General features: G+C 40.6%; 16 protein-coding genes and 1 riboswitch. Of the genes, 1 reads left to right on the top strand and 15 read right to left on the bottom strand.

What is annotated here, in order from left to right; all coding sequences use genetic code 11:
- Positions 1 to 3: 3 nt before the first annotated feature.
- The 7 genes from PCY09_RS01660 to PCY09_RS01630 are packed head-to-tail and all read right to left on the bottom strand — an operon-like array spanning position 4 to position 5,992.
- On the bottom strand, positions 4 to 606 hold the full coding sequence (locus PCY09_RS01660) for a lysozyme family protein (protein WP_046165585.1): 603 nt from the start codon (positions 604 to 606) through the stop codon (positions 4 to 6).
- Positions 606 to 1,580, bottom strand: a complete 975-nt coding sequence (locus PCY09_RS01655; protein WP_061601988.1) for a nucleoid-associated protein — start codon at positions 1,578 to 1,580, stop codon at positions 606 to 608. Before PCY09_RS01655 ends, PCY09_RS01660 begins: the two co-directional genes overlap by 1 nt.
- A 1-nt stretch (position 1,581) precedes the next feature.
- A complete protein-coding gene (gene glyA / locus PCY09_RS01650; protein ID WP_061583792.1) occupies positions 1,582 to 2,844 on the bottom strand; it encodes a serine hydroxymethyltransferase in 1,263 nt (420 codons plus the stop codon).
- A 47-nt stretch (positions 2,845 to 2,891) separates the two neighbouring features.
- Complete coding sequence (locus PCY09_RS01645; RefSeq protein WP_061583791.1) at positions 2,892 to 3,482, bottom strand: L-threonylcarbamoyladenylate synthase; 591 nt, start codon at positions 3,480 to 3,482, stop codon at positions 2,892 to 2,894.
- Positions 3,475 to 4,305 carry a peptide chain release factor N(5)-glutamine methyltransferase gene (prmC, locus tag PCY09_RS01640; protein ID WP_061601989.1) on the bottom strand — a complete coding sequence of 277 codons (831 nt, stop codon included), beginning with the start codon at positions 4,303 to 4,305 and terminating at the stop codon, positions 3,475 to 3,477. The genes PCY09_RS01645 and prmC overlap by 8 nt, the downstream gene beginning before the upstream one ends.
- Positions 4,305 to 5,384 carry a peptide chain release factor 1 gene (gene prfA, locus PCY09_RS01635; protein WP_061583789.1) on the bottom strand — a complete coding sequence of 360 codons (1,080 nt, stop codon included), beginning with the start codon at positions 5,382 to 5,384 and terminating at the stop codon, positions 4,305 to 4,307. The genes prmC and prfA overlap by 1 nt, the downstream gene beginning before the upstream one ends.
- A 32-nt stretch (positions 5,385 to 5,416) precedes the next feature.
- Positions 5,417 to 5,992 (bottom strand): thymidine kinase, encoded by a 576-nt coding sequence (locus PCY09_RS01630; RefSeq protein ID WP_061583788.1) that lies wholly within the window; start codon positions 5,990 to 5,992, stop codon positions 5,417 to 5,419.
- A 121-nt stretch (positions 5,993 to 6,113) separates the two neighbouring features.
- On the opposite strand from PCY09_RS01630, the gene PCY09_RS01625 reads away from it, so the two are divergent.
- A complete protein-coding gene (locus tag PCY09_RS01625) occupies positions 6,114 to 6,296 on the top strand; it encodes a 4-oxalocrotonate tautomerase (protein ID WP_061583787.1) in 183 nt (60 codons plus the stop codon).
- Positions 6,297 to 6,411: 115 nt separating this feature from the next.
- On the opposite strand, the gene PCY09_RS01620 is transcribed toward PCY09_RS01625, so the two are convergent.
- The 8 genes from PCY09_RS01620 to efeB form a co-directional block, all read right to left on the bottom strand.
- The gene (locus PCY09_RS01620) at positions 6,412 to 7,677 is read right to left on the bottom strand and encodes a nucleobase:cation symporter-2 family protein (RefSeq protein WP_061601990.1); all 1,266 of its coding nucleotides are present in this window, start codon (positions 7,675 to 7,677) and stop codon (positions 6,412 to 6,414) included.
- Between the two features lies 1 nt (position 7,678).
- Entirely contained in the window at positions 7,679 to 8,260 is a 582-nt protein-coding gene (locus PCY09_RS01615; RefSeq protein ID WP_061583785.1) for a xanthine phosphoribosyltransferase, read from the bottom strand.
- 84 nt (positions 8,261 to 8,344) lie between these two features.
- Positions 8,345 to 8,442, bottom strand: a riboswitch (purine riboswitch).
- Positions 8,441 to 9,424 carry a GMP reductase gene (gene guaC / locus PCY09_RS01610; protein WP_008808651.1) on the bottom strand — a complete coding sequence of 328 codons (984 nt, stop codon included), beginning with the start codon at positions 9,422 to 9,424 and terminating at the stop codon, positions 8,441 to 8,443. (Overlaps the previous riboswitch by 2 nt.)
- A 185-nt stretch (positions 9,425 to 9,609) precedes the next feature.
- A complete protein-coding gene (locus tag PCY09_RS01605) occupies positions 9,610 to 10,947 on the bottom strand; it encodes an MATE family efflux transporter (protein WP_061601991.1) in 1,338 nt (445 codons plus the stop codon).
- 70 nt (positions 10,948 to 11,017) lie between these two features.
- Positions 11,018 to 11,209 carry a twin-arginine translocase TatA/TatE family subunit gene (locus PCY09_RS01600; protein ID WP_045774046.1) on the bottom strand — a complete coding sequence of 64 codons (192 nt, stop codon included), beginning with the start codon at positions 11,207 to 11,209 and terminating at the stop codon, positions 11,018 to 11,020.
- Positions 11,209 to 11,925, bottom strand: coding sequence for a twin-arginine translocase subunit TatC (gene tatC / locus PCY09_RS01595; protein WP_061601992.1), 717 nt, complete (start codon positions 11,923 to 11,925; stop codon positions 11,209 to 11,211). Before tatC ends, PCY09_RS01600 begins: the two co-directional genes overlap by 1 nt.
- Complete coding sequence (locus PCY09_RS01590; RefSeq protein WP_125397052.1) at positions 11,915 to 13,609, bottom strand: FTR1 family protein; 1,695 nt, start codon at positions 13,607 to 13,609, stop codon at positions 11,915 to 11,917. The genes tatC and PCY09_RS01590 overlap by 11 nt, the downstream gene beginning before the upstream one ends.
- Complete coding sequence (efeB, locus tag PCY09_RS01585) at positions 13,587 to 14,795, bottom strand: iron uptake transporter deferrochelatase/peroxidase subunit (protein WP_096755232.1); 1,209 nt, start codon at positions 14,793 to 14,795, stop codon at positions 13,587 to 13,589. Before efeB ends, PCY09_RS01590 begins: the two co-directional genes overlap by 23 nt.
- Position 14,796 lies beyond the last annotated feature (1 nt).

Raw genomic sequence — 14,796 nt, 5'->3', positions numbered from 1 at the left:
ATTTTAGAACCAATTCATAACTCTCATAATATACATATTTAGTCTGACCTGACGGGAATAATAATAATTACCGCCGTTGATATAGAGCTCTGGACCGTGGAAAATTGAAATCAAGTTATAGTAGCCATAGGTCTTGCCGGTTACATTTCCTAAGCTTGGTGCTACTACTTCTTTGGAATACTTTTTGGCCAGCTCCAGTGTATTCTCACCACCGTTTTTAGCTACGTAGTCGATATAGGCTTGACCGAAATTATAGGCTTGTACTGCTGTCCAAACGTCTACCTTTTTCTTGCTAGCTAACTCTAGGTTATCAGATAAGGTCTGAACTCCCTGTCGAATACTTTCTTTGTTGTCCCTGATAGCATTGGTTTGACCGGTCGCGCTTTCACTGGACTGCATAACATCAGTATCTTTCCCCTTGGTCTCTGTATAAATCATGGCCAACACCAATTCTTCATTGGCCGCTGTGTCACGTTCGTCCAATACTTCTCTGACTAAAGTCTGATACTTCATAACCTGCTTGACATCATGATGAATCTGATAAATCTTGTAGCCAGCAAAGAGCACAAAAAGGACTAGAATCAGTCTTCTTAGAAATTTAAACATTATTTATTTTGGATATCCTCGATGTTCTTAATCAAAATAGAATAGGTCCCATTATCGTTCTGGATAAATTCTACTGACTCTGCGTCTTGATAGATATTATTAGGAACAATGAGCTCAATTCCATTTGAAAGGGAGAGTTTCTGATTTTCGAACCTTTTCTTCTGGCGACTACTGTCAATCTCATCAAACTTGACTGGCTCAGGAATAGCTTCCTTGACTTGGTCAATAAAACTAAGTCGAGCTGTTAGATTGTTATCAAAAAGATCGTCAGCCAATTTTTCAGGTGACAGTTCGTCATTTTCTTCCAGATTTTTGAAAATACTGGATTTGACCTTAGACTGGAACTGAAAATCGTCTTTATTAAAACTTTCGGCAACTTTTTGAGCAGTCTTCTCAAGTGCTTTGATTGATTTCTTAGCTGAGATTGTCGGATTGACCTGCAAGAGATTATCTGACATATAATTGAGAAAAGCACCATTGTACTTGATGCGTTTTTCAATCAGATGGTACTTGCGAGATTTGAGATTGATGACCAAAGCCTCGTCCGCACCCGTACCAAAGCCAGGCAGATTGTTCTGCGTCAGCTTGATAGGATTGTCCACCTCACCACCCAAGTGGGTCAGGGTTTCTCGCAGAGCAATCCGCAGAAAAGCGAAGTGCTCTACACCTTCTTTGTCAAACTGGACAAAAATCAGATCGTTGGTTTTCTGGTTTTCACTGACAGAAAACTCCCCCTGCCAGAGCTTAGCCACTGTTACTGATGTTTCCAATAAGTCATCTGAAATCTGGGCTAAAAAGATGTTTTCCGGATCGAAAACACCTGTTTTAGCATCGTCAGAGTAGACCCGCTCAATCTTCTTGCGCAGGTATTCTTCAATCTTGGGAGTGATGTTGAGAAACTTATCCGCCAGTAGCAGTTCGGTATCAGCTGGGCTGAATTGATGAATAATCGCTTTTTTTACGTAAATATCCATCTTAGTTCAAGCCCTCATAGAGCGGAAAAGCGTCCGTTAATTCGCGAACTTCCGCCCGCACCTGATTGAGCACCGCTTCGTTTTCAGCATTTTCCAGAGCCTTGATAATAAGCTCTGCTACCTTGATACTTTCTGTTACACCAAAGCCTCGAGCTGCAATAGCTGCTGTACCGATACGAATCCCGCTAGTCTTAAATGGTGACAAAGTCTCGTAAGGGATGGAGTTTTTATTGAGCGTAATATTAACCTCATCCAAGAGATTTTGCGCAACTTTCCCATTTTCTACAACCTCGGTAACATCCACCAAGAAAAGATGATTTTCAGTTCCATCAGAAATCACACGGAACTTGTCATGCTGACGAAAGACTTGCGCCATAGCTTGGGCATTATCCAAAATTTGCTGAGCATAAACCTTGAAAGCTGGGTCAAGGACTTCTTTAAAAGCCACAGCCTTGGCTGCAATGACATGCTCCAATGGTCCACCTTGAATGCCTGGGAAGATAGCTGAGTTAATTTTCTTAGCCAAGTCTTCATCGTTTGTCAAAATCAATCCACCGCGAGGTCCGCGCAAGGTCTTGTGGGTCGTTGTTGTTGTGATGTCTGCATAAGGTACAGGGCTTGGGTGGAGACCTGCAGCGACTAAGCCAGCGATGTGAGCCATATCAACCATGAGCTTAGCGCCTACCGCATCAGCGATTTCACGGAATTTTGAAAAGTCAATAATATGAGAGTAAGCTGAAGCTCCCGCCACAATCAGCTTAGGCTGAACCTCTTTGGCTTGCTGGAGGATGGCATCAAAGTCCAGTAATTCTGTTTCGGGATCTACGCTATAAGATACAAAATTGTAGGTTTGCCCAGAGAAGCTGACTGACGCACCGTGAGTCAAGTGACCACCTGCAGACAAATCCATACCCATAACTGTATCACCTGGCTCAATCAAAGCCATATAAGCAGCGCAATTAGCCTGACTGCCTGAGTGAGGTTGCACATTGGCAAACTTAGCACCAAAAATTTCCTTGGCACGTTCAATTGCAAGGCTCTCAATCACATCCACTACATCTGTACCACCATAGTAACGGCGACCTGGGTAACCTTCAGCATACTTATTGGTCAAAATAGAACCTTGAGCAGCCATGACAGCTTTAGAAACGACATTTTCTGAAGCAATCAGCTCAATATTATGTTGCTGACGTTCTTCTTCTTTTGCAACTGCTTCCCAAATCTCTGGGTCAAATGCTTTGTAGTCTTCTTGGTCAAAAATCATAAGGTGTCTCCCTTCTTTTGCGAAAATAGGACCCAAGGTCCTAAAAGTTAAAATTTTATACCATTTACTTGGGCGAGGATATCCTCGCGAGTAATCGCTCCCTGGCGTAAAATACGAGCCTTTTCTCCAGATAAGTCCAAGATGGTTGAATCCTGACCTGTCAAAGCAGCATCATCTTCTACTCCCGAGACTTGCTCTTGAAAATCCATCACAATCTGCTGAAAAGAAGTTCCACTAACTTTTCCAGAAAGATTGGCGGATGGACCAATCAAGGGACCGTACTTTCGAATCAAGTCCAGTGTAACCGGATGTTTAGGAATCCGAAAGCCAACAGTATCCATACCTGAGTTTATCCAAGTCGGCACTTGGTCATTGGCTTGGAGAATAATTGTCAATGGCCCAGGCAGAAAGGCTTGGTAGAGTTGATCTAGATAAGTGGGCTGATTCTTAGAAAAGGCATAAATCTCTTCTAAGCTAGCCACATTAAGATTAAGAGCCTTGTCGCGAGGTCTTCGCTTTAACTCATAGACTCGCTCAACCGCCTCTTCATTCAATGCCTGAGCAAAGAGGCCATAAACTGTTTCTGTTGGCAGGACAATCGCTCCACCTGCTGCCAGAGTCTTTTCCATCTTATCCATTGTCCATCGCCACCATTCTATCTTTGCCAAATTGATCTTTCAGGACTCGGATTCGTTTTTGGGGGAAGAATTGTTTCAATAAATCCACGACACCGTCTCCTTGCTTGTAGCCAATCTCCAGATAGATTTTTCCTTTTTCTGTCAGATAGTCTCCTGCCTGCTCGGCTATTTTCCGGTAGACTGCATAGCCATCTTCCTCCGCAAAGAGAGCCATGTGAGGCTCTGAGGTCAGAACATTAAGTCCAACTTCATCCTTATCTTCTTCTGAAATATAAGGCGGATTGGAGGCGATAATGTCAAATTTTCCTTGAATTGCATCCAAGCAGTCAGATTGGACAAAAGTGAGGCTGAGTCCACATGACTGAGCATTTTCTCTTGCCAAGGAAAGAGCGTCTTCCGAAAGGTCAGAAGCAGTAATCTGCCAGTCTGGACGGCTGTTTGCCAGTGCAAGAGCAATGGCTCCACTACCTGTTCCGATATCCAAGATAGAAAGAGAATTTTCAGGATTTTCTGACAAGATTAGTTCCACCAGCTCCTCCGTCTCGGGCCTTGGAATCAGAACTCGCTCGTCCACCTTGAGAGTCAGACTGTGAAAGTCACTGCTGCCAATAATATATTGGGCAGGTTTGTGAGCAAGTAGCTGCTCTTGAATTGCTTTTAGCTGCTCACGATCTTCTTGACTGACTTCTGCCCGAAGTTTGAGAACAAAGTCAGTAAAGGAAAGCTGATTGAGAGCCCGATAAACGAAAGACAGGCTTTCTGCTTCTTCTCCCGCTGCTACCAGCTCCTGCTCTAGCTCAGCCAAATATTGAGCCAATGTCATTACTTATTCAACTCTTCTAGTTTTTGCGTTTGGTCATAGAGAACCAAAGCATCAACGACTTCATCCAGTTTACCAGCTAAAATCGTGTCCAGTTTTTGCAAGGTCAGTCCGATACGGTGGTCTGTTACTCGGTTTTGCGGGAAATTATAGGTGCGAATCCGCTCTGAGCGATCACCGGTACCAATTGTAGACTTGCGTTCTGCATCCTGCTCATCTTGAGCAATTTGAGCAAAGTGGTCTGCCACACGAGCTCGGATGATTTTCATAGCCTTATCCCGGTTCTTCTGCTGGGTCCGCTCTTCCTGCATTTCAACTTTGATGTTGGTCGGCAGGTGGACAATACGAACTGCAGTCGCAACCTTATTGACGTTCTGTCCACCAGCACCTGAGGCATGGTAGATGTCAACACGAAGATCTTTAGGATCAATATCATATTCTACTTCTTCAATTTCTGGCATAACCAAGACAGTTGCCGTCGAGGTGTGAACGCGACCTTGGCTTTCAGTCACAGGAACTCGCTGTACACGATGAGCGCCCGATTCATACTTGAGTTTTGAGTAGACCGACTGACCCGAGACCATAGCGACTACTTCCTTGATCCCACCTACACCATTATAAGAGGCTTCCATAACTTCAAAGCGCCAGCCCTGACTTTCAGCGTATTTTTGATACATCTGCAAGAGGTCTCCTGCGAATAACTGTGCTTCGTCTCCTCCTGCAGCTCCGCGGATTTCAAGAATAATATTCTTATCGTCGTTTGGATCTTTGGGTAAAAGAAGAATTTTAAGCTTTTCCTCGTATTCTTCTTTTTCAGCCTTGGCATCTTTTAGTTCTTGCTTGGCCATTTCCTCCAAGTCCACATCACCACCAGATTCTTTGATCATTTCTTCAGCGTCGACGATGTTTTGGAGGACTTGTTTATATTCGCGATAAGCTGTTACAGTATCGCGAGTGCCAGCTTCTTCCTTAGAAAGCTCCATAAAACGCTTGGTGTCCGAAACGACATCTGGGTCACTGAGCAATTCTCCTAATTCTTCATAACGGTCTTCTACAGCTTGTAACTGTTCAAAAATATTCATAGATTTTTCATCATCTCCTTTATTTCAATCATTCAATTATTAATGTCTGGCTTAAAATAATGCTTGCGACAGACTGGGATATAAGTTTCATTACCACCGATTTGAATCTGTTCCCCGTCATATACTGGTTTTCCATGATCTGTTCGCAAAACCATAGTTGCTTTTCGTGAACAGTATTGGCAGATAGTCTTGATTTCCTCTATCTTATCAGCCAAGAGCAAGAGGTGTTTAGAGCCTTCAAAGAGTTCATTGCGAAAATCATTTTTCAGGCCAAAGGCCATAACAGGAACATCTAGCTCATCTACTACTCTAGCCAAATCATAGACATGGTGACGCTTTAAAAACTGAGCCTCATCGATTAAAATACAGTAAGGTTTTTCTGGTAAATTTTTGATATAGCCCAAAATATCTGTATCGTCTTCAATTGCCATTGCCTGACGTTTCATACCAATTCGGCTTGATACATACCCAACACCGTCTCGAGTGTCAATCGCGCTGGTCATAATCACAACACCCTTGCCCTGTTCTTCATAGTTATGAGCAACTTTTAAGATCTCAATAGTCTTTCCTGAGTTCATTGTGCCGTATTTATAATATAATTGAGCCATAATCTCTAACTTTTTCTTCTTCCATTCTATAAGTTAATCCATTTAATTGTACCATAATTGCACGAGCATTAAAACCTAAATTGTGATAAAATAAAGTTAAGAAAATAAAGGAGGCAATCTAATGCCATTTGTTAGAATTGATTTATTTGAAGGTCGTACTCTGGAGCAGAAAAAAGCTCTTGCCAAGGAAGTAACTGAAGCCGTTGTCAGAAATACTGGTGCTCCTCAATCTGCAGTCCATGTCATCATTAACGATATGCATGAAGGAACCTATTTCCCACAAGGTGAAATGCGTACAAAATAATCTATAACCGCTACTCAAGCGGTTTTTTTATTTGAAAAAAGACCGTAAATGTACTGACCCCAAAAAGTTAGATATTAGAAATCTAACCTTTGGAGTGCAGTTCAAAAACAGCCTTTTATTTATTTTTTCGATTTAAAACAGCGTTTAAAATAATTGCTATCAGACTGGCCATGACAATGCCATTTGAAAAGAACATCTGTAAACTAGAAGGCAGACTGTTAAAAAGGCTACTTCCGTTTAAACCAACCCCAGCCGAAATAGAAACTGCTGCAATTAAAAAATTATGTTCGTTGTGCTCGAAATCAACACGAGCCAAGATTTGCATCCCTTGAATTGAAACAAAGCCAAACATTACTAGCATCGCCCCACCCAAAACAGGATTAGGAATAATTTGAGCTAGAGCACCAAATTTTGGTACAAGTCCCAAAAGAACCAGGAATCCTGCTGCATAGTAGATTGGCAAACGAGTCTTAATTCCAGACAACTTGACCAAACCAACATTTTGAGAAAAACCTGTATAAGGGAAGGTATTGAAGATACCTCCAAACAAGACCGCTAGACCTTCAGCCCTGTAACCATTACGCAGGCGTTTGCTGTCTATCGGATCTTTGGTAAGATCAGACAAGGCCAAATAAACTCCCGTTGACTCTACCATAGAAACTGTAGCAATAATACACATCATGGCAATGGAAGAAAATTCAAACTTGGGAGCACCAAAGTAGAAAGGTGTAGGAATATGAACAATTGGTGCTTGAGAAACAGGAGTAATATCTACTAGACCCATACAACCCGCAATAAAAGTTCCAATAACCAGACCAATCAAGATAGAAATAGATTTGACAAAGCCTTTAGTAAAGATATTAATTAGTAAAATAATGAGCACAGTAACAGCTGCTAAGATTAAACTTTGAGCAGTTGGTTTCTCAACATTATTTCCCATATTACCAATCGCAACCGGAATAAGAGTCAATCCAATAGTTGTAATGACAGACCCTGTCACAACTGACGGGAAAAGATCAGCAACCTTTGAGAAAACACCAGAAATCAAAACGACATAGATACCTGACACTATGAGGGCACCAAACATGGCACCACTTCCGTGACTTTGTCCAATCATAATTAAAGGCGCAACAGACTGGAAGGCTACTCCCAAAACGACAGGCAAGCCAATACCAAAGTATTTATTTAACTGTAATTGGAGGAAGGTTGCCACCCCACACATAAAGATATCTGTCGAAATTAAATAAGTCAGTTGTTCAGCAGAATATCCTAGAGCTCCAGCAATCATGATTGGAACCAAAATCGATCCCGAATACATAGCCAATAAGTGCTGCAAGCCAAGAACGGCTGCTTGCGAATGTTTTTCTTCTTTGTATTCCATCTTATGCGTCTGCCTTTCCAAATACAACTTTTCCATTTTCAAACTTTTCAATCCTAGCTAGAGAAACAACTTTTTGTCCGTCATCTTCCAATAATTTTCTTCCAGATTGAAAAGACTTTTCGATGACAATTCCAATAGCTTCCACACTCGCTCCTGCTTGGCGAATAATTTCAACCAAACCTTTAGCTGCCTGTCCATTAGCTAAAAAGTCATCAATCACTAATACCTTATCCGAAGGACTCAAGAATTTTCCGGCAATCGAAACCGTCGAAGTCACTTGCTTTGTGAATGAGTATACTTCAGCTGTTAAAATTCCCTCAGTCATGGTAATATTTTTAGCCTTTTTAGCAAAAATCATTGGAACTCCTAATGCCTCAGCAGTATAGACAGCTGGGGCAATTCCAGATGCTTCAATCGTCACGACCTTTGTAATTCCAGACTCATGGAACGTATCAGCAAATACCTGACCGATTTCTTTCATCAAAGTAAAATCAACCTGGTGAGTCAAGAAAGAATCTACTTTGAGAATATTTTCCCCTAAAACATTTCCGTCATGGAGGATTCGTTCTTCTAATTTTTTCATTATATCTCCTTTTAAAAACTAAATAAGGACCTGCTTAAAGCAAGTCCTCATACAACGACAGTAACCTGTTACAAAAGTAACAGGAAACTTGTAAGACTCACTTATTGTTAGATGTTTGGCATCTTGTAGAAACCTTGCCCCAATCATTAGCAAGATAAATAAGTTTTTCTTTATTATACCTTAATGTGCATCGCCATTCCAAATAGAATTTTTAACGATAACATAATCCACTCTAGTCAAACTGTGCAGATCGCGACCGCCTGCATAAGAAATCGAACTTTGCAAATCCTGCTCCATCTCAGTCAAAGTATCCTGTAAATGACCTTTAGCTGGTAGCAGAATTTTTTTGCCTTCAACATTTTTATAAGCGCCCTTTTGGTACTCAGACGCGGAACCATAATACTCTTTGAATTTATCACCATCGATTTCAATAGTCTCGCCTGGGCTTTCAATATGACCGGCAAAGAGCGATCCAATCATAACCATACTAGCCCCAAAGCGAATAGACTTGGCAATATCTCCATGTGTCCGAATCCCACCATCAGCAATAATCGGCTTGCGCGCAACCTTAGAACACCATCTCAAAGCTGATAATTGCCAACCACCTGTGCCAAAACCAGTCTTTACTTTAGTAATACAAACCTTACCTGGTCCAATCCCGACTTTTGTCGCGTCCGCACCAGCGTTTTCCAGTTCACGAACCGCTTCGGGTGTACCAACATTACCAGCAATGACAAAAGTCTCAGGCAGTTCTTTTTTGATATGTTGGATCATCTTAATTACACTGTCAGAATGGCCATGAGCAATATCAATGGTGATATATTCAGGTGCATCTCCTTTCAAACTGCTAACAAAATCATATTCATAATCTTTAACACCAACCGAAATAGAGGCAATCAATCCTTTTTCATGCATTCGTTTAACAAATGGCTTACGTCCTTCTTCATCAAAACGATGCATAATATAAAAATACCCACCTCGAGCAAGCTCTTCCGCAACCGACTCATCAATAATCGTTTGCATATTAGACGGTACAACTGGCAAGCGGAAGGTGTGATTACCAAACTTCACTCGTGTATCTGCCTCAGATCGACTTTTAACCACACATTTTGCTGGGATGAGTTGGATATCTTCATAATCAAAAACTTGAAAATCATTTAGCATAGAGCTTTCCTCGCAATAATCTTTATTTAGACCTACCTATGCACTTTCGCATCGCTACGTCTTTCTTGACGTTTCCTAATGAAGTTTACCACAAAAATAAGATTTAGCAAAATTCTAAAGCTATTTAGCGAGTAATTGTTCGGATATCACGAACTTATATCAAACAAGAAAACTATTACATTTTATTAGGATTTCTTTTCGACTTGCTTCAAACGAATTTGATAAAGAATACCAGTGACAATCAAGCTGGCAATTAAGCCAATCCAGTAGCCATATGGACCAAATTTACAAATATTATCTAAAAATAATCCAAGCGGAAGTGCTACTCCCCAATAGCCAATTAGTCCAAGGTAAAATGGTACTGTCGTATCTTTGTAACCACGAAGAATACCCTGTAAAGGAGCCGCAAACGTATCTGCTAGTTGAAAGAATAGGCTATAAGTTAAGAAGATGGAAGTTAGAGCAATAAACTCTGAATTTGTTCCATAAAGAGAAGCAACCTGATTTCGAAGTAAATAGAGAAATACAAGCGTAAATCCTGAAATAAGCAAAGCCGTAACCCTTCCTAAGCGACAGTATTTTTTTACATCATCATAGCGTTTGGCACCAATTTCATAAGAAACCACAATCGCCATTGCCGAAGATATGCCAGCGGGGAAGGCGTACATAAGATTTGAAAAGTTCATTGCCGATTGATGGCTAGCAATCACCATTGATGGAAACTTGGCCATGATAAGTCCTACAACAGAAAAGATAACGACTTCAGCAAAAACAATTCCACCAATTGGTAAACCAAGCCGTAATCCCTCCTTAATTCCCTCGGCTACCACTTTTTGTCTTTTCCAAAGCTTATAGGATTTAACCTTTGGATGTTTGAATAAAATCAAGACAGAGATGAATAAGAGAACCCAGTACGCTACAGAAGTTCCAAGACCAGCTCCCGCACCTCCCATTTCTGGAAAACCAAATGCGCCATATATCAGGGCGTAATTAAAACCAGCATTTAAGGGCAAAAGTAAAAGCATCAAGTACATGGAGAGGCGAGTTAAACCAAGTGCATCTAAAAGTGAGCGTACAACACTAAAGAGTAAAAGCGGAATGATGCCAAGAGATAAGTAAATGAGATAATGCTTAGCCACTACTGCTACTTGGTTTTCCAAAGACAAACTGTCTAAAATTAAAGGAGCTCCAAAGAGAACCAACAAAAAAAGAACAATGGATAAGCCAAGCGAAAGATAGATAAATTGATAAAAATCTGAGGCAATCTTTTTTTCATCGCCTTTTCCCAAATGATGCCCAACAATCGGCACCAAAGCCGATACAATCCCAGTTAAAAAAGAGAAAAAAGGACTCCACAGACTTGTAGCCATAGACACACCAGCAAGATGGAGAGTATCATACTGTCCAGTCATGGTTGTATCTACGAATGACGCTGAATAATTTGCCAACTGATAAATCAAGACGGGAATAAAAATCGAAAGAAATAACTTCAAGCGCTGACTAAAATGATAGGTCTGATGCATAAAAATCTCCTCTAACCTTCTTTTCTCTAACTATACTATAAGCAAGGATGATAGTCAAAAAGAAAAAGGGTTAATCCCCTTTTTCCTTCTTTTCTTGCGAATCTGCATCTTTTTCATTATTGTTCATAGCATTTTTAAACTCTGAAAACATTTTTCCAATTGATTGTCCAAGCTCTGGTAAACGCTTGGGACCAAAAATTAGCAAGGCTCCTAATACAATAATAATTAGACCTGGCGCTCCAATATCTCTTAAAATGCCCATTATTTACTCCTCTTTTCTTTCTTTTTGTATATATAATAGCTGAGCAGCAGACTGACTTCATAAAGTAAAATCAAGGGAACTGTCATAGCTAAATCGCTGATAAAGTCAGCAGGTGTCAAAATAACTGCTAGGACTAACAAAATAAAGTAAGCATACCTTCTATATTGTACCAAAAATTGTGGCTTGAGCAAACCAAGCGACGTAAAGAATGATACTAGAACTGGCAATTCAAACAAGAAGCCAAGCGGAATCGTTGTATGAAAGAGAAAGGCCAGATAATTTGGGGCGGTAAGCTGTGTCTCAAACAAGCCCTCTCCCAGTGAAAGCAGGACTTGTAAAATAGCTGGACTAACCAGATAAAAACCAAAAGCTAATCCCAAAACAAAACAGATAAAGGTCGCCGGTATGTAGGCAAAAATCGCTTTCGATTCCCTTGAAGTCAGAGCCGGCCTAACGAACTGCCAAATTTGATAAACCATAAAAGGCAAGGTCACACTAAAAGCTAGCAGGCTAGACAAACTGACGTAAATCCAAAGAATATCATTCGGTCCTAAGACAAGCAACTTCTTTTCAAATCCACTGGTCAACCAGCTATAAATATCACCTGCGTAGATAAAACCAAGTAAAAATACCAGAAGAAAGCAAGCTAAAGTCCAAATGAACCGTCTACGAAACTCTGTCAAGTGTTCTACGATAGTTTGTTTTTTATGATCCATGGCTATTCTCACGATTCTTCCATGTAATGATAAGTACAATAACTACAAATATCAACTGACAAGTTACAACTTCCAGACTTGGATAAATTCCAGCCCAATCAATCGACGGGAAACCATTCATCAGATGACTTGGTAAAATATTAGTTAGCTGGAGAGCATGGATACTAACCCCCAGCATTTTAAATGCCAGAGCATAAATGAGCCAAGTCAGAATCAAGAAAATTCGATGTGGTTTGAAATAAGCAGAAGCTTTATTCATAACTAAAGCAAGAACAAACAAAACAAGAAATGCCAGTCCTATCCCTAGGAAAAAGCCTGCCTTATCAATCCTAGGATAGATTCCCGCATAAAACAGAATCGTCTCTGCCCCTTCTCGAAATACAGCGAGAAAACTAAGTGCAAACATAGAAATGAAACTGCCAGTAGCTGTGACAGCCTTCATCTGGCTGTTCATAAAGTCATTCCACTTTTTAATTGAGGACTTGCTATGTAGCCACATCCCGACCATAATCATCATCAAAACAGCAAAGATACCAACAGCTCCCTCAATGATCTCACGATTAGAACCTGAGGATACTGCTGGGAAAAGGAATTGAAGTAAGACAGCAATCGCTAAGCTTGCCAAAATCCCCATAACCGCTCCTGTATAAACCCACTTTAGTCCTTTTTTCATCTTGGCAGCTTTTAGTGTCGTGACAAGAGCCATAACGATCAAGATTGCCTCTACTCCTTCTCTCAAAAGAATGAGCATAGCATCAAAAAAGTTATAGGATGCACTCGTATCAATCTGCGACAAATCATTAATTAAGGCCTGTAGTTGATCTTGATATTCCTTTTCACTTCCCTTAACCATGATGACTGGAGTTTCACTCTCGACTCGAGTATAGAGACTAGGATTGCGCGTGCTTACGTCTCCTTCGATGCTTGGCCAGATAGTGATGAATTTTTTCATATTTGAGCTAGCTTCTTGAGTTTTTCCAGCTTTAAATCCATCCAAGGCTTTTTCGAGTAGCTGGATGCCATCTTTTAAAGTAAGATTGCCTTCGGTTGTTGCAACCTCTTCGCCCTTTACAAAACTATCAATAGCAGTCTTTAAATCATCAAAAGAAGATTGAACACTTGAAAAATCAACTGGCTCAGTCTCAATTGCACTACGTAAAAAAGAAATAGCAGTCTCAATCCTACCATAGTGGGCAGTACTATTGTCACGAACAACACCTTCGTTCACCGTCCAGGTCGAGTTCATTTTTTTATAAGCTGAACGAGTTTGTTCAAGATTCTTTGCTGAAATAGCTGCCTGTAAATCCGCAAATCTTGACTCTAACCGACTAACCAACTTTTCTTTTTCAGCATTAAGATCGACTGGATGTTGCTCCTTATCAAACTTTAAGAGCTCAGACGAAATCGTGGTTAAGTTCTCCTTAGTCACCTCATTCATTGTCAATGCTTTGCTGACTTCTTTACCAGCTGGTGAATCATGATTCTCTAATTGTTCAAATCCTTCCTTTATCTCAGCAACCAATTGCTTCGCCTTAGCCTGATTGCCTTGCTCTACAGCTCTTGTAGCATCTGTTACCTTTACAAAAAGCTGACTAAACCCTTCTTCAGCAAAAACAGGTTTAGCGAAAAAAAGGAAGGCTATTGCCAAGATAATTAGGAGTTTATTCAAATAATTTTTGACCAAGGTACTCTCCTTTTTTCACACCAGCAAAGCAAGCAAAGAGGCCGCTGCCAATATGTGTTACATATTCATTCATCTTGTCCTGAGCTCCAAGATTAGTCTGTACTTTTACAAAACTATCCGGATTCTTTTGGAATGCAAGAAAAAGAAGACCTGTATCAAACTGACCTGTTTTCTCGACGATACCATCGGAATAAGAATAAGATCGACGATAGATTGGTTTGTTTACTTCTTTAGCTAAGCGAACGTGAGAATCGACCGGTAAGAGATCTAGATCAACCTCATCAAATTCATCTTTCTTACCAAACGGGGCGCCACTTTCTTTATAACGACCAAATGTATTTTCCTGCTCCTGTAGGTTTGTCCGATCCCAAGTCTCAAGAAACATTTGAATACGACGAACGGCCAAATACGTGCCACCATTCATCCAGTCGTCACTCTCAGTCCAGATTACTTTATCAAAATCCTTTTCTTTGGTCACGTTGGCAGTTCCATCCTTGAATCCAAAAAGATTTCTAGGAGTTGACATACGGTCGCCAATCGCTGCAAAACCGGATTGACTCCATTTCATGGTAACAGTATTTCTAGCCTTGCGAACTAGATTTCTGACTGCATGAAAAGCTACTTGTTCATCATCAGCGCAAGCTTGGATTACAATATCACCACCCGTGTACTTTTCTTGCAATTGCTCTTTTGGAAATGGGGGTAAGTCACGAAATTCTTTAGGACGCTTCTTTTCCAAGCCCATTTTTTTCAAAAAATCAGCTGACACACCAAAAGTAAGAGTCAAACGATAGGGATTTAGACCCACTGTTTCACCAGTGTCGCTAGGTGGCAAAAGGGCATTAGAACCATCTTTTTTGACCAATTCTCCATCCACCAACTTGCTGCTATAATCAGTCCAGTCCTTAAACATTTGAATAACTTCTTCTTTGTCGGTACTATGCAAATCAAGCACTACAAAATAGATATTTTTTTGCATTGGAGTCGTAATTCCTGCTTGATGCTCACCGTAAAAGCTGATTTCTTCGCCACCATCGGAAATTTTCTTTTCTTCTTGTGCTTTATTAGCGAAAAAAGCAGAGGCACCAGAAACACCCAGTGCTAGACCAGCGCCTCCAATCCCTGCTTTTTTAAGAAATTCACGACGGTCCATCTTTTTTTCAAACCATTTTTCGTCGTTTGTCATA

This window comes from Streptococcus sp. SG2 (assembly GCF_030439925.1).
Lineage (GTDB): Bacteria > Bacillota > Bacilli > Lactobacillales > Streptococcaceae > Streptococcus > Streptococcus gordonii.
Note: the sequence above shows the minus strand (reverse complement) of the source record. Positions and strands in the feature narration are given on the sequence as shown.

Coding starts and splice junctions, on each gene's coding strand:
- PCY09_RS01660 (WP_046165585.1), bottom strand. CDS start 606: ATGTTTAAATTTCTAAGAAGACTGATTCTAGTCCTTTTTGTGCTCTTT.
- PCY09_RS01655 (WP_061601988.1), bottom strand. CDS start 1,580: ATGGATATTTACGTAAAAAAAGCGATTATTCATCAATTCAGCCCAGCT.
- glyA (WP_061583792.1), bottom strand. CDS start 2,844: ATGATTTTTGACCAAGAAGACTACAAAGCATTTGACCCAGAGATTTGG.
- PCY09_RS01645 (WP_061583791.1), bottom strand. CDS start 3,482: ATGGATAAGATGGAAAAGACTCTGGCAGCAGGTGGAGCGATTGTCCTG.
- prmC (WP_061601989.1), bottom strand. CDS start 4,305: ATGACATTGGCTCAATATTTGGCTGAGCTAGAGCAGGAGCTGGTAGCA.
- prfA (WP_061583789.1), bottom strand. CDS start 5,384: ATGAATATTTTTGAACAGTTACAAGCTGTAGAAGACCGTTATGAAGAA.
- PCY09_RS01630 (WP_061583788.1), bottom strand. CDS start 5,992: ATGGCTCAATTATATTATAAATACGGCACAATGAACTCAGGAAAGACT.
- PCY09_RS01625 (WP_061583787.1), top strand. CDS start 6,114: ATGCCATTTGTTAGAATTGATTTATTTGAAGGTCGTACTCTGGAGCAG.
- PCY09_RS01620 (WP_061601990.1), bottom strand. CDS start 7,677: ATGGAATACAAAGAAGAAAAACATTCGCAAGCAGCCGTTCTTGGCTTG.
- PCY09_RS01615 (WP_061583785.1), bottom strand. CDS start 8,260: ATGAAAAAATTAGAAGAACGAATCCTCCATGACGGAAATGTTTTAGGG.
- guaC (WP_008808651.1), bottom strand. CDS start 9,424: ATGCTAAATGATTTTCAAGTTTTTGATTATGAAGATATCCAACTCATC.
- PCY09_RS01605 (WP_061601991.1), bottom strand. CDS start 10,947: ATGCATCAGACCTATCATTTTAGTCAGCGCTTGAAGTTATTTCTTTCG.
- PCY09_RS01600 (WP_045774046.1), bottom strand. CDS start 11,209: ATGGGCATTTTAAGAGATATTGGAGCGCCAGGTCTAATTATTATTGTA.
- tatC (WP_061601992.1), bottom strand. CDS start 11,925: ATGGATCATAAAAAACAAACTATCGTAGAACACTTGACAGAGTTTCGT.
- efeB (WP_096755232.1), bottom strand. CDS start 14,795: ATGACAAACGACGAAAAATGGTTTGAAAAAAAGATGGACCGTCGTGAA.